Genomic DNA, 16519 nt, shown 5'->3' with positions numbered 1-16519 from the left:
GACGCTCGCCTACAGTTCGGGAATATTTCAAGGCACTGAAATGAGAAAAAAGCAGGTTCACAAATATGTATCTCGCCACAAAGAACCTAAAAAAAGATATCGACTACGGAGTACATTTGGTGTTGGTTTAGATGGAGAAAAGTGGGTCAATTATCTAGAACAATATTCTGACGAGGTAGAACAGTTAATGAAGTTAACTCCAAATAAACGCCGCTTTTATCAACAAGGTATGCGGGCCGCAACCCTTATACAGTCTATCTCGTAGACCTTTTTGTCACCCCCCCAGGACTCCTACTTAGATTCACCTACCTCATTATACATAATTGATGATTTACAAACCATTTGCGATCGCTATAATACTTTTTGGCTTTAATTTTAATTCCGAGGTCTTTTTATGCCAATTGAACCTTCAGGTATAACCTTTACCGAGCAGTGTGATTCGGTCGGTGTGTCTGGGGAGGAAGAAATACTTAATAATGGCTTCCCCAATACTCTTGTCGGTCGGGACTTAACCCTCGGTAGCAGTCAGAACAGTATCAACAGCACTCAGACAGGGATCAGCGATTTCTACAACAGAACTCGGACAAGAATCAGCGGTTTCTACAACAGTGGCATCATAAATACTGGTGATAGTAACGACTTAATTATTGCTACAGCAGGCTACGGCGACTTAATCCCTGACACTGACGAGTACAGAATCAGCGGCATCCACAACACGGGTACGCTCAATACGGGTGAGGGTAACGACTTAATCCTTGGCCTGCGTTACACACAAGGAAAATTTAGGTACAGCGATCGCGATAGTAATGGCATTTTCAACGAAGGAGGCACTATTGATACGGGTGGCGGTGACGACACAATCACCGGCATTGCCCAGGGTTTTTTGAGCATAGGAATTGAGCAGAACTCAAGCAACCCCAACTTGCAAAGCCCGGTCATCATAAAGACTGGCAACGGTAACGACACGATCGCGGGTACTGGCGAATACATGGGCATACGTTTTGGTTCCATCAATGGTTCCACCATCGATACTGGGGAGGGAGATGACGCAATCACTGGCACTGGTGACTATTACGGCCTCGTTCTCTACTCCTCTTTTCTCACCACAGGCGGGGGTCACGACGCAATCACGGGCATTTCAACTCAGGGCGAGGCTATTTCCAATTCCTCCACCATCAATACCGGGGATGGCAACGATACAATCACTGGCACTAGCACTTACAGCATCGCCATCTCCAATACCGGCACCATCAATACTGGCGATGGCAACGATACAATCATTGGCATTAGGACTGATAATCGTTTTGGCCCGACAATCTCCAACAGCGGTACCATTAATACTGGTAAGGGCGCGGACTCCATCATTACTGATAGCAGCTTTTCTAACTTGGGCAACATATTTTTAGGAAAAGGTACAGACTATATCAGGGGTTTTGGTTACGGTACTTTGTATGCAGGGAAGGACGAAGACTCGCTGGAATTAACGTCAGGCAGCTATACCGTTGAAATATCGGGGACAGCGGTGAGTTTTACGAGTAGTGGCGGCACTATAAAAACTTCCGAGTTTGAAAAACTAATAGCTGGTAGCACAACCTATGACTTCAGCAGTTTAACCAGCGGTCAAACAATTGTTGTGGCTTAGCGTCTCTTCCAGAGGTATGGGATAGCTAGCTAACAGAAAAGTTTTGCTGTCCTTAAAGACGCTTTATTCTTTACTGATAAGGCCTTTCTCCACTTTGCTGAAAAAATCGGAGATTTGGTTGAAAATAACGATCGCGATCGCCTATCAGTGCTGATGAGTTTGTTATAAGTGAGTAAAAACTAAATAAACGTAAATTTATGAAGAAAAACTTGTTTGTATCTGTTATTATTTCATCTCTTTTTATTGTTACCCTTTCTGCTAATGCGGTTGAAACTAGGTGCGGGTGGTTGTTCAATCCCACGCCTCGAAATTGGTATTTAATAGACAAAGAGGGTCGTTGGATTATCTCGATGCAAGGGGGATATGAAGCTAAAGGAATGGATAATCTACCTACCTATAACGAGAAAGAGTACGTCAAAACGAATGGTTATTATGGATATGGTTGTGCTTGTATGGATGTGGTGACAGATAGCGCTCGATTGAGAATTAGCGAGATTCGGGGTGGCGAATCATTACCGCTGTCAACCCGCCCTTGAAGATCCGAATGTGCCAAAAAGGTATCCGCTCAATAAATCGGGGTAGACTACATTGTTGGGAACGATTTTGCGATGTTTGAGGCTCATCATTGAGCGATTTACCCCGATTTATTGAGCGGATACCCAAAAAGTCCTTAGTTTCAGCGAACAACAACCGTATACTCACAGTAAAGCTGACACAACCACCGCCCCCATGACTGACTCGATCGCCACCAAACTCAAACAAGCTTCTGAAGGTTTGTTCTTTCTCAGCGAAACCGATGCTCCCTTCGAGGTCATTAGCTGGCAGGCACAGGGAGAACTCACCCAGGCGAAGTTGCTGCAACTGGTCGAACATCCACCCGATGCTCTGATCGAAGTAGTAAGCGTTGAGGATTTCTTTGAGGTCAGCACTCAAGAAGAAGATTGGCACGAGCAGGATGAACGGGAAACGGCAAAACGCTTTCAGAACTTGGTTAGCGTGTTGAAGCAAAACCTATTGCAGTTGCAGGTTTACCAAGTAGGCAGCGTCAGCATCGATGCTTACATTGTTGGGGTGACTCCCGGTGGCGATTGGGCGGGGTTATCAACAAAGCTGGTAGAGACTTGATTGCCACAGGCATGGCGAGCTATGAATGTTTGTTAATCATTTGGTTACATATCAAGCATAATTAGAGTCAGGAAAGGTTGTAATATGAGAACGGTCAACAAAGTAATGAGTGGGTTTTTTTCTATTTACTTTTTTGTTATGCTAGGAACTTTTTATTCCTCTCTTTCACAGAGAACAAGGGATACCACTAGGTGCTATAGTTTCCGCTATATTTGGAAGCAGGGCTGAAACACAAGCCGGAGCGCACGATATCGACCCACAGTTTGAGACATACGGCGGGAACGCTGGCGCTACGAGCTGGGGTCAAACTGTGGCAAGTGCAAGACCTGTTGGGGCATAAAATTCCCAGGACGACTTCTATTTATACTCACGTAGCGGAGCGGTGGGCAAATAATCCGGATCTGAAATTAGGGATTACAATGGGGCAGTAAACGACCGGAGCTACTTTGGCTCTGTTTTTCCCACTTTACTCCCAGTTACCTAATGAATCGAAAAAACCCTGAAATAGGCGAGCAAATAACCCAACGTAGAGCCAGCTTGCCCAGCGATGACCTCCTAAAGCAAGCTCAGAGACCAGCTCAGATAGAGGAGTGGTACAAAGCTAAAAAAATCCAGCTTCGTCTGGCTGAGTGTTGGAGAGCAAAGTGGTTCGTTAAGAACTATTCTCAATTGAAGAAGTGCTATATCTTTAGGAAAATGCCAAAAAAGAAAAGATCGGATTTCAACTTTTTTAAAATTTCCAAACCCGAATTTACTACATTTTAACAGTTTTAACTTATTATTAATGCCCTCAACATTTGAAATTTGATGCCAGCAAAAATAAAGGAAGCCCCCACTCTCGCAGAACCCGTCAATGAAGCGAGCGCCCTCGCCTCCACTATATCAAGCAAGCGATCAGACTCCATCGAACTCATGTTAAATTATATTTAAGTTGCAGGCTCAAACCTGTAAAATTACTGATGCAACACTAAGATAAATCAATTACAATTATAAAAATTATAAACTTTCTGCTGACACCTAGGAAAAAGCCATGTTTATTATTGCAGGTTATGAATATTTAGAAAAAATTCACGAGAGTTTGATAACCCTGGTTTATAGAGCGCGGAGAATTCGAGATCGTCAACCCGTTATTATTAAAATCCTTAAAAAGGCATATCCTTCCAATCAAGACATTTATGTATTTAAACATCAGTATGAATTGATAAAAGACTTAGACTCAGAAGGCATTATCAAAGCTTATAGCATAGAAAAATCTAACAATTATATAGCTCTAGTTTTAGAAGATTTTAGTGGTAATTCACTGAAAAAATTTCTTCGAGCGGGTAAATTTATAGATTTATCTGTATTTTTGCAAATATCAATTGGATTAACTAAAGCTTTAGAAGAAGTACATAGAGTAAATATTATACACAAAGATATCAAGCCCGATAACATCATTATTAACGAGCGAACATTAAAAATAAAGATCGCAGATTTTTCAATTGCATCACTTCTGATGCAAGAAAAATATCTGGCCAGCAATCCCGATCGATTAGAAGGAACTTTGGCTTATATGTCCCCAGAGCAAACTGGTAGGATGAATCGCGCGATTGATTATCGTACTGACTTTTATTCTTTGGGTGTCACATTTTATGAAATGCTGACTAGACAGTTGCCATTTCAAACTAGAGATGCGATGGAACTCGTTCACAGTCATATTGCCAAAATACCCGCTTTACCGCATGAACTAGATCCAACTATCCCGAAAGTAGTATCTGATATCGTGATGAAATTATTAGCCAAAACTGCTGAGGATAGATATCAAAGTGCTTATGGAATTAAGGCAGATTTGGAAGCGTGTTTAACTCAGTTACAAACCAATGGAAGAATTAAAAATTTCATTCTCGGTCAGCATGATGTTTTTGCTAAATTTCAAATACCCCAAAAGCTTTATGGTCGCGCTCTAGAAATTGCTACCCTAAACTCTGCTTTTGAAAGAACCAGTCAAGGTACGAGTGAGATGATACTTGTTTCCGGTTATTCAGGAATCGGCAAGACAGCCTTGATTAATGAAATCGATAGACAAATTGTGCGGTCAAAGGGTTATTTTACTTCAGGAAAATGCGATCAATTTAAACGCGGCATTCCTTATGCTGCAATGATTCAAGCTTTTCAGGACTTGATTCGACAGCTATTAACGGAAAGTAAAGAAAAAGTCGAAGTTTGGAAAAATAAGTTATTAAAAGCTTTGGGTACAAATGGCAGAGTTATTATTGAAGTCATTCCTGAAGTAGAATTAATTATTGGGCAGCAACCACCTGTTCCTCAATTAGAATCTGGAGAATCACAAAATCGATTTTATTTAGTATTTCAAAAGTTTGTGGGTGTTTTAACCAGTAAAAAACATCCTTTAGTTCTTTTCATAGATGATTTACAGTGGGTTGATTCTGCCTCATTAAAATTACTCCAGCTACTAATGATGTCATTAGATAGTCAATACTTTTTATTAATTGGAGCTTACCGAGATAACGAGGTAAACGAAACTCATTCATTGACTTTGCTTTTGAATGAAATTCAAAAAGCGGGAGTTAAAGTAAATCAGATCGATATACAACCTTTAAATACTGTTCAAGTTAATGAATTAATTGCAGACACGCTTCACTGCGAATTAGAAATAGCCTTACCTTTAGCAGAAATAGTCTTTAACAAAACGGCTGGCAATCCCTTTTTTGTAACTCAAATACTTAAAACATTCTACCAAAAAAACCTACTTTCATTCGATTTGAATGCTGGTTATTGGCAGTGGGATATTCAGCAAATTAAACAAGTAATAATTACGGATAATGTTGTTGAATTAATGGTTAACAAAATTGAACAACTTCCTAGTTTTACGCAAAATGTTTTAAAAGTAGCAGCTTGTATTGGTAATACATTTACATTAAACGAGCTAGCAATAGTCAATGAAAAATCTTTATCATCTACCGCAACAGAGCTTTGGCAAGCACTTCAAGAAGATTTAATTTTCCCTTTGAGCGGTGCTTATAAAATTCCTTTAGTTAATGTTTTAAATACAAACTTAACATTAGTTGATGAGTCCGAAAATCAAAGTAATTTATCTCTAAATATTGAGTATAAATTTTTGCATGATCGCGTTCAACAAGCCGCTTATTCTTTGATTCCAGCACAGCAAAAAAAAGAACTTCATTTAAAAGTCGGTCAACTATTGCTAAAGAATACTCAAACAACAGAAATAGAAGATAAAGTTTTTGATATTGTTAATCACTTAAATATCGCTACAGATTTAATTCAAAGTGAAAAATTTAAACAAGAGCTAGCTGAGTTAAATCTGTTATCTGCGCGAAAAGCAAAGGCAGCAGCAGCTTATGAACTCGCGCAGAGATACTTAAATTTCGGACTAGAATTACTTGCTGAAGATAGCTGGCATAGGAATTATGAATTAACTTTTTCTCTGCATATAGAATCAGTCGAAGTAGAATATTTAAATGGTAACTTTGAAAAATCAACTTCCCTTGGGGATTTTATTTTAAAACAAGCTACTTCGCTTTTAGAAAAAGTAAAAACATACGAAATAAAAATTCAATTTTATATTTCTCTCAATCAGATGCAAGCAGCACTTGACACATCGTTGTTAGTGCTGGAAATGCTAGGAGAACCTTTAGTTGAAAAATTGCCTGAAGAATTAGATAGTGGTAATTTAAGCAATTTACCAGAAATGACTGACCCTGATAAACTTGCAGCTATGCGAATATTAGTTAAAGCGATAACTCCTGCCTTTGTAATGAATCCAGCACTTTTAGCACCGATCGTGTTTACGATGGTCACTATTTGTATTAGATATGGAAATTCAGCACTATCTGCTTTCGCTTATACTTTTCATGGCTTGCTCCTTTGTACTTCAATAGACAACATTGAACGTGGATATCAGTTCGGTAAATTAGGAATAAATTTAGTGGATAAATTGAAGACCAAAGAAGTTAAAGCTAAAGTATTTGAAGTATTTTATGGTCATATCAAACCTTGGGTAAGCCATGTTAGAGAAACCATAGAACCTTTACAAGAAACTGTTCAATATGGTTTAGAGAGTGGTGATTTAGAGTATGCTGGTTACGCAGCTATTTACACTTCAGTTTATCCTTTTTTTGTAGGCGAGCATCTAAATGAAGTCTGTGCTAAACAAACTATTTACACAAACTTATTAGTTAATTTAAAACAAAATTACTTGAGCGTTTTTATTACAATTTGGCGACAATTAGTTTTGAGACTTTTAAATAAGACCGACAATGAATGTAGAGCGCTCGGTAATTTATTCGATGAAGAAGTAATGCTAGCTAGTTTTATTGAATCGAATAATGGTGCATTACTTTTTGCTACGTATCTTTCCAAATCAATATTTTTATATTTACTTCAAAATTACGCAGAAGCAGTTAGTTATGCAAAGCTAGCCGAGCAATATTCTGGTTATTTGGCCGGTCTACTACATACAAGCGAACAAAATTTTTACTATTCTATGATTCTACTTGCACAATGTTCAACGATAGGAGAAATTGAGCGAGATATAGACCTACAACAAGTGGAATTAAACCAAATAAAATTAAAAAAATGGTCGTTATATGCTCCGATGAATTACGAACACAAATATTATTTAGTAGAAGCAGAAAAAGCTAAAATTTTAGGGCATATACTGCCAGCAATGGAATATTACGATCTAGCAATTCAAGGAGCCAAAGAGCAAGGTTATATTCACGAAGAAGCATTGGCGAATGAAAAAGCAGCAGAATTTTATCGCAGTCTTGGAAGAGAAAAAATAGCTCAAACATATTTAGTAGAGTCATACTATTGCTATGTTCGTTGGGGAGCAATAGCAAAAATTAAAGATTTGGAATCAAAATACCCGCAATTAATATCTTTAACCTCTAATGAAACTTCTAGTCGAGAACTAACTGTTACCACAAGTTCTGCAAGCTTAGGAACTAAAACCGATGTTTTAGACTTAGCGACTATAATTAAAGCATCGCAAGCTCTTGCGGGCGAAATTGTACTTGATAAGTTTTTGGATAAATTACTAAAAGTTTTAATGGAAAATGCTGGCGCTCAAACTAGCTGCCTTGTTTTAGAAACTGATGGTGTTTTAACGCTCAAAGCAACTGGTACTGTAGAACAAGAACAAATAACTTTGTGGACATCAACATCTATAGAAAATAGCAAAAATTTACCAGTTTCTTTAATAAATTACGTAGCCAGAACTAAAGAGAATATTGTTTTAAATAATGCCTCAAAAGAGGGAATATTTGTCGAAGATCCGTATATCATTAAGGTTAAAGTTAAATCCATTTTATGTGCTCCAGTTATTAATCAAAATAAACTTATTGGCATAATTTATTTGGAGAATAATTTAACTGTTGGGGCATTTACACCTGCTCGTTTAGAAATCGTTAAAATTCTTTCTACACAAATAGTTATTTCTTTAGAAAATGCTTTGCTTTATAAAAATTTAGAAGAATACAGCCGCACGCTAGAAGAAAATGTGGAAGAACGCACATTTGAACTAAGCGAAAAAAATCATAAATTAAAAGACCAAGCAATTAAATTACAAAAAGCTTTGGATGAACTAAGGCAAGCTCAAGCACAAATTATTCAAACTGAAAAAATGTCTAGTTTGGGACAATTAGTTGCTGGTGTTGCTCACGAAATTAACAATCCGGTTAACTTTATTTATGGTAATTTAAACCACGCTAAGGAATATAGCGAACAATTATTACATTTAATCGATCTCTACCAACACAGCAATCATAGTCCTCAATCAGAAATTCAAAATTATATTGAAGAAATTGAGTTGGAATACTTATTGGAAGATTTACCTAAATTGTTTTCTTCAATGCAACTGGGAGCAACCCGTATTCGCGAAATCGTTTTGTCACTCAGAAATTTTTCCCGTTTAGATGAAGCAGATATGAAATCAGTAGATATACATGAGGGTATTGAAAGTACGCTGCTAATTTTGCAAAACCGTTTGAATAAAAAGGCGGTTCATTCAGCGATTCAGGTAATTAAAAACTATGGAAAACTGCCCTTAGTAGAGTGTTACCCAGGTCAATTAAACCAAGTATTTATGAACATTCTTACTAATGCGATCGATGCGTTAGAAGATCGCCATCGGCTACAAACACAAATTAAGGAAAACTCTAGCACAATTATTATCGTGACTGAAGTAATAGATTGCGATTGGATAAGAATACGCATTGCTGACAAGGGAACTGGCGTAACAGAAGAAGTGCGTAGTAAACTATTTGACCCATTCTTCACAACCAAACCCGTTGGTTCTGGAACGGGTTTGGGGTTGTCTATTAGTTATCAAATTGTGGTTGAAAAACATGGCGGACAATTGAACTGCGTTTCAGCACCAGGTCAAGGTGCGGAGTTCATAATTGAGATTCCCGTAAATCAGCAAAATCGCCAAAAGTCAAGCTCCCTAGTGTAGATTTTATTTGGTTGATTCTGAAGGTAGTAAATAGTTTAGGATCGCTCCTAAATTTGTGATTTTTTTTCAATTTGGAGTAACCTATATTTAGTAGCACTGAGCAAAAAAATAGCGGACAGAAGAGTAAGCTTTAAACTTAGCTCGAACCTGTCAAGCTTTTCGCTAAACACAAAGGCTTTTAATTGAGCATTGTTTCAGACAGAAAGTTCTAGATAATCGCTTCTTACAATCAGTCACGTAGTATAATTACTTAGAGGAAGCATCAAATGTCCGATCGTTTGAAAGGTGGATCTATTCATCAACTGTTTGAATCTCAAGTAGAGCGTACACCGGATGCGGTGGCGGTGGTTTTTGAAGGAAAAAATTTAACTTACCGAGAGCTGAATGTAAAAGCGAATCAGTTGGCGCATTACCTGCGATCAATCGGAGTAAGGCCAGAAGTGTTAGTAGGCATCTGCGTCGAACGTTCCTTTGACATGATTGTGGGAATCTTGGGAATTCTCAAAGCTGGTGGTGCTTATGTTGCTCTCGACCCAACGTATCCACACGAGCGCTTGGCCTTCATGTTAGAAGACTCCTCAGTGCCAGTGCTGCTGACTCAGGCGCGGTTGGTGAAATCTCTTCCCAAACATCAAGCACGTATCGTTTGCCTAGATACAGATTGGGAAATTATTGAGCGACAGAGCGAGGCAAATTTAATCAGTGAGGTGAAGCTCGATAACCTTGCTTATGTCATTTACACCTCGGGCTCTACTGGTAAGCCCAAGGGAGTGGCTATCGAGCATCGCAATGCAGTTGCTCTGTTGGATTGGGCAAAACAAGTCTTTAATCCAGACGATCTTGCTGGAGTTTTGGCTTCAACCTCTATTTGCTTTGATCTGTCAGTCTTCGAGCTGTTTGTTCCCCTAAGCTGGGGTGGCAAAGTCATTCTGGCAGAGAACGCATTGCATTTGCCCGCATTGTCCGCCGCTCTAGATGTCACTCTGATCAATACAGTTCCCTCTGCGATCGCTGAGTTATTGAGAATGGACGGCATACCTTCTTCTGTCCGCACCGTCAACCTGGCGGGTGAACCCCTTCCCAATAAACTCGTACAGCAGGTGTATGAACACAACACAGTGCAAAAGGTCTTCAACCTTTATGGTCCTTCCGAAGACACCACCTATTCCACATATACTTTAGTGAAAAAAGGGGGTAACGAGCCACCCCCCATCGGTCGGCCCATTGCCAACACGCAGGTCTATATTCTAGATGCCCAAAAACAGCTTGTCCCGAGCGGTGTTCCCGGAGAGCTATACATTGGCGGTGCTGGTTTAGCACGGGGCTACCTCAACCGACCCGAACTAACTGCCGATCGCTTTATTCCCAACCCCTTTAGCAACGAATCAGGTTCTCGCCTCTATAAAACTGGTGACTTAGCCCGTTACTTACCTGACGGCAATATCGAATTTTTGGGTCGCATCGACCACCAAGTGAAAATTCGCGGCTTCCGCATCGAATTAGGAGAAATTGAAGCATCACTGCAACAACATCCTGATGTGCAACAAGCCGTTGCGATCGCACGCGAAGACGTACCGGGTGACAAGCATTTAGTCGCCTACATCGTCTCTAATCTCATACCGGAACGGATACCTTATCAAAGTCCTTGCTTGGTTGAATTTGATGGGAATCGTACTATAGAAGTAACCACAGAAGACATTTCAATAGGTGGTATTAGCTTAGTAGGAATGACAGAAATTTTAGATCGAGATAATCGCGTCCGCTTGCACCTACAGCTACCAGAAAATTCTCAATTTTTGTGGGTAGAAGGTAAAGTAGTATGGCAAGAAGAACAGCGAATTGGGATTCAGTTTGAGCTAACGTCAACGCAGCAAACGACCCTCCAAGCTAGCGTTGATTATCTCGTGGAAAAACAGAAGCTTTTGAAAGTTTTGCAACGCACCGTTAGCCGTAACCTCCGCAAGTTTTTGAAACAGAAGTTGCCCGAATATATGGTGCCTTCTAACTTTGTTATCCTGAAAAAATTACCGCTAACTCCTAACGGAAAGGTGGATCGTCAAGCGCTACCTTCACCAAGAAAAATTATAAATGAACGGCCAAATAACAATATTGAATCTGTAACCGAGCCTGTAGATAACGCAGATGTTTTAGAACTGGAACGAGAGTTTGATTTAATGCCTTTTGTTTCTCCTCGCACTCCGATTGAAGAAGTGCTGGTAAGAATTTGGGCAGAAATTTTAGGATTAGAGCGAATTGGGATTCATGACAATTTTTTGGAATGCGGAGGACACTCGTTACTAGCTGCTCAAGTTATTTCTCGCATCCGAAATATGCTTGAAATAGAATTGTCCTTACGTTCTTTGTTTGAATCCCCCACAATAGCCGAATTAGCCCAACAAATAGAAACAGAACTTAAAACAAACTCAAGGTTGCCACTTTCTCCAATCGAAGTGATTGACCGCAACCAGAATTTGCCTCTCTCTTTTGGCGAACAACAGTTGTGGTTTTTGGCACAAGTGGAACCGGATAATCCTTTTTATAACGAACACTTTACGATTTACTTACCGAGTTCGATCGATCGATTAGCATTAGAACAAAGTTTCCACCAAATTATCGATCGCCACGAAATTCTGCGAACTAACTTTTCTGTCGTCGATGAGCAACCTATTCGGGTTGTCCGGCCAAGTTGCTATTTACCCCTGCCATTAATTAACCTTCAAGAAATAGCATCAGAATGTGATCGCGAAACGGAAGCTTTGCGGTTAGTCAAAGAAAAGGCAAAACAACCTTTTAATCTCACCTCTGACTTGTTGTTGCGAGCTACTCTAATCCAGCTTAACGACACGGATTATAGACTATACATAACCGCACATCACATTATTTTAGATGGCGTTTCTCTATACAGCGTGCTATTTCCCGAAGTGGTGACACTCTACGAAGCTATTCGCGATCGCAAACCCTCATCCCTGCCAGAATTAACCGTTCAATATGCCGACTTTGCCTACTGGCAGCGGCAACAATTACCAGTAGAATTACTGAAGCCACAGCTAGCTTACTGGAAGCAACAATTGGCATATTTGTCTCCGCTAAATTTGCCCACCGATCGTCCAAGACCGCCAGTTCAAAAGTTTCGGGGTGCAATGCAAACTCTGGCACTTTCCAAGAGTTTAACTGAGGCGTTGAAAGCTCTTTCACGTCAGGAAGAAGTCACTTTATTCATGACATTAATGGCGGTATTCAAAATCTTGCTCTACCGCTATTCGGGACAAGAAGATATTCCTGTCGCTACTGTTACCGCTGGGCGCAACCGACCGGAGATAGAAGGATTAATTGGATACTTCCTCAATACGCTTATCCTGCGTACTGACCTTTCTGGGTTCCCCAGTTTCCGACAGTTACTTTCCAGAGAAAGAGACGTAGCTTTAGGAGCTTATGCTCACCAAGAATTGCCATTCGAGAATTTGGTGGAAGAACTTCAACCAGAAAGAAAGCTGGGTCAGAATCCATTATTTCAAGTCCTGTTTATTTTGGAACCACCAATTGCAACCTTGGATTCTAAAGATTGGCAACTTAACCAGATGAACATTCATATCGGTACGTCAAAGTGCGATTTGTTTCTCCAATTAGAAGAAAACACGGAAGGAATTATCGGTCGTTTTGAGTACGATACCGACTTATTTGATGCCGCCACTATTTCCCGGATGGTTGGGCATTTTCTCACTTTATTAGAAAGTATTGTTGCCAATCCGAACCAGTCCATATCGAAGTTGTCTTTGTTACCTATTACCGAACAAAAGCAGTTAATAAATTGGAATGCTACTGAGGCAAATTATTCGCATAATAAGTGCGTTCACCAGTTATTTGAAACTCAAGTAGAACGAACTCCCGATGCGGTAGCAGTTATCTTTGAAGGGAAACAACTCACTTATCGGGAGTTGAATCAACGGGCGAATCAATTAGCTCATCATTTACGATCGCTAGGAGTTGTCCCAGATGCAGTAGTTGGTATCTGCGTAGAACGATCGCTGGAAATGGCGATCGGACTTTTGGGCATCCTAAAAGCAGGTGCGGCTTACTTGCCTCTCGACCCAGCTTATCCGCAAGAACGGATAGCTTATATGCTGGAAAATGCCCAAGTTCCAGTAGTGCTAACTCAGGTAAGTTTATTGCCGCCACTGTTAGAGTATGGGATACCAGCAATCTGTTTAGATAGGGGCTGGAAATCGATCGCCCAACGCCCACAAGATAACCCCTCCACAGCCGTATTGCCCGACGATTTAGCTTACGTTATCTATACATCAGGTTCTACAGGCAAACCTAAAGGGGTTGCAATGAATCACCGTCCCCTAGTGAATCTGATCGATTGGCAATTACAAAATTTCGCTTTTCCTGCTACTAAAACCCTCCAATTTGCCCCAATTAGTTTTGATGTTTCTTTTCAAGAGTGTTTTTCCAGTTGGTGTTCTGGCGGTACTCTGGTGTTAATTTCAGACATTATTCGGAAAGATGCAGTAGCTTTATTGCAACTTCTCCAAAATGAAGCGATCGAACGTTTATTTCTTCCTTTTATTGCCCTTCAGCATCTAGCTGAGGTTGCTGAAGAAGGAGGAGTATTACCTGTTAATTTGCGAGAAATTATTACGGCTGGCGAACAGTTACAAATTAGTAGAGCGATCGTCAATTGGTTTAGTCAGCTAAAAGATTGCACTTTACACAATCAATATGGCCCTTCTGAAAGTCATGTCGTAACGGCATTTACTCTCACTGGTTCGCCTGAAAACTGGCCTAAATTGCCTTCTATCGGTCGTCCTATTGCCAATGCTCAAATCCACATCCTCGATTCACAATTACAACCAGTACCTATTGGTATTCCAGGACAAATTTACATCGGTGGTGTTAGTTTAGCCAATGGTTATATCAACCGACCAGATTTAACATCCCAACGGTTTATTGAAAACCCCTTCTTAAATATTGATGAGTTCTTAGTTTTGAGTTCTGAATTAAAAGAAAACTCAAAACTCAAAACTCAAAACTCAAAACTGTACAAAACTGGCGATCTAGCCCGCTATTTAGCAGATGGTAACATCGAGTATATGGGTCGAATTGACGACCAAGTAAAAATTCGCGGCTTTCGGATTGAGTTAGGAGAGATCGCAACTGCTTTGGCACAACACCCAAACGTAGCAGAAGCTGTTGTTATTGTTAGGGAAGATATACCAGGCGACAAGCGTTTAGTTGCTTATGTAGTTGCCTCCAAAGAGTTAGCATCTTCTGCCAACGAACTGCGGCACTTTTTGCAAGAAAAGTTGCCTGAATACATGATTCCTAATGCTTTTGTATTTTTAGAAGCACTGCCTTTAACTCCTTCTGGAAAAGTAAATCGACGAATCTTACCAGCGCCAGAAGGAAATCGAGAAGAACTAGAAACAGCATTCATTGCGCCTCGTACTCCTGTGGAAGAAAAGTTAGCTGAAATTTGGAAAAAGATTCTCGGTATCGATCTAGTTGGCATTTACGATCGCTTTTTCGATTTGGGCGGCCATTCTTTAAAAGTTACTCACTTAATGTTTAAAGTGAGAGATGCTTTTCAGGTTAAAGTATCGTTGCGACAATTCTTTGAAGTACCGACTATTGCTGGAATTGCGGATGCGATCGCTCTCGCTAGTCAGACAGATTCCACTTCTACATCACCGCAAGAAGAAACGATCGACCTAAATGCGGAAGCAATCTTAGATTCTACCATCTCTCCTGAAAATATTAATTTAGAATGGGATAAAGAACCATCCCATATCTTATTAACAGGATCAACTGGATTTCTCGGTACTCACTTACTTAATGAATTACTAAACCAAACGCAGGCAAATATTTATTGTCTGGTAAGAGCATCCAATCTCGAACAAGGTATTGAGAAAATCCAAAAAAGTCTAGAACGCTACTTACTTTATAACCAACCTATCAGCAACCGCATCATTCCAATTTTAGGAGATTTATCTCAACCATTCTTAGGACTTACATCAAAGGAATTTTACACATTGGCAAGTGAAATTGATGTAATTTACCATAATGGTGCATCAACAAATCTGATTTATCCATACTCTGAATTGAAAGCGGTAAACGTTCTCAGTACGCAGGAAGTTTTGAGATTAGCCTGCATTATCAAAGTAAAACCCGTGCATTTCGTTTCTACCATTGGCGTATTTTCCTCAGATACTTACGAGCCAAATACAATAGTTAGAGAACAAGACGAACTACCTGATAGTGAAAGTCTTTCTGAAGGTTACGATCAAAGTAAATGGGTAGCTGAAAAATTAGTTATGACTGCCTATTCTCGAGGGCTACCCGTTTATATTTATAGACCGGGATTTATCTCAGGAGACAGCCAAACGGGTATTTGCAATACTGCCGATCTGCTCCGCAGAATGCTTATAGGCTGCATTCAAATGGGAAAAACACCTGATTTAGACATCATGGTAGACATGACTCCTGTGGATTATGTTAGCCAAGCGATCGTTCACTTATCCAAACAAAAAGAATTAGTCGGGAAAGCTTTTCATTTAGTTAACCCTCACCCCATTTCTTGGAATCAGCTTTCCGATTTCATTCGTTCTCTTGGCTACTCACTCGAACGCATTCCTCATAAACAATGGAACTTTGAGTTATTAAAATCGGTTGAAAATTCAACAGAAAATGCTTTGCATCCACTGGTCAGCCTTTTCTCTGATGAAGCCGTATCTTTACAGACAGTCAGAGTTTTAAGTATTTGCTTTGATTCTCAGAAGGCGATCGATTGTTTAGCTGGTAGCAGCGTTAGCTGTCCACCAGTAGATGAAAAATTGTTAAATACTTACTTCTCGTACTTACTGAAGTTTAGACTAACCGCGCCTTATACCAATTCTCTAAATGCCGACTACAGATAACGCCTCCAATATATATGCTCTTCCAAGAATTATAGATATTGTCTACTTAGGGCTTGCTGAATAAGTAAAGTTTGGCTCCCCAAGCTCAAGCTCGCTGATTCAAGGAAGCAGATAAGTTAAGTTTTTGTTTGAATTCCTGGTCGAGAACATAAGCTTTTATAATCACCCCTCGCTCGCCACTGGTTATTGACGAAAATTGACACAAAAAAAGCCACAATAACCTTTTGAATCCTGCAACAAGGTTCATGACTAAAAAAGTAATCGCAATAGTTGTTTGGGATGTATAGTCATTTCAAATAAGTATGAGACACTCTTTATGCACAATAAGCACGAATAACTTCATCAAGAGATGTGCCA

The 16519-nt window shown here is 39.8% G+C and carries 6 protein-coding genes and 2 pseudogenes; 7 read left to right on the top strand and 1 reads right to left on the bottom strand.

From position 1 onward, the window contains the following. The 7 genes and pseudogenes from QUB77_RS30275 to QUB77_RS30245 form a co-directional block, all read left to right on the top strand. A pseudogene (locus QUB77_RS30275) lies at positions 1-265 on the top strand (IS4 family transposase); the annotation flags it as partial. A gap of 129 nt (positions 266-394) precedes the next feature. Continuing rightward, a complete protein-coding gene (locus QUB77_RS30270; RefSeq protein WP_333323696.1) occupies positions 395-1642 on the top strand; it encodes a hypothetical protein in 1248 nt (415 codons plus the stop codon). Between the two features lie 197 nt (positions 1643-1839). Further along, positions 1840-2178, top strand: coding sequence for a DUF4087 domain-containing protein (locus QUB77_RS30265; protein ID WP_333323694.1), 339 nt, complete (start codon positions 1840-1842; stop codon positions 2176-2178). A 193-nt stretch (positions 2179-2371) separates the two neighbouring features. Then, positions 2372-2767 (top strand): nuclease A inhibitor family protein, encoded by a 396-nt coding sequence (locus tag QUB77_RS30260; protein ID WP_333323692.1) that lies wholly within the window; start codon positions 2372-2374, stop codon positions 2765-2767. A gap of 212 nt (positions 2768-2979) precedes the next feature. Beyond that, positions 2980-3198 carry a tyrosine-type recombinase/integrase gene (locus QUB77_RS30255; protein ID WP_333323690.1) on the top strand — a complete coding sequence of 73 codons (219 nt, stop codon included), beginning with the start codon at positions 2980-2982 and terminating at the stop codon, positions 3196-3198. A gap of 599 nt (positions 3199-3797) precedes the next feature. Then, positions 3798-9245: an AAA family ATPase gene (locus QUB77_RS30250; protein ID WP_333323688.1), complete on the top strand. Its 5448-nt coding sequence runs from the start codon at positions 3798-3800 to the stop codon at positions 9243-9245. A gap of 266 nt (positions 9246-9511) precedes the next feature. Beyond that, a complete protein-coding gene (locus QUB77_RS30245) occupies positions 9512-16162 on the top strand; it encodes an amino acid adenylation domain-containing protein (RefSeq protein ID WP_333323686.1) in 6651 nt (2216 codons plus the stop codon). 85 nt (positions 16163-16247) lie between these two features. Here the strand turns inward: QUB77_RS30245 and QUB77_RS30240 are convergent. Further along, a pseudogene (locus QUB77_RS30240) lies at positions 16248-16451 on the bottom strand (hypothetical protein); the annotation flags it as partial. Between the last annotated feature and the right edge of the window lie 68 nt (positions 16452-16519).

This window comes from Microcoleus sp. AT9b-C3, from assembly GCF_036705485.1.
In the GTDB taxonomy this organism is placed as follows: Bacteria; Cyanobacteriota; Cyanobacteriia; order Cyanobacteriales; family Microcoleaceae; genus Microcoleus.
This window is presented reverse-complemented; position numbering and strand designations above follow the sequence as displayed.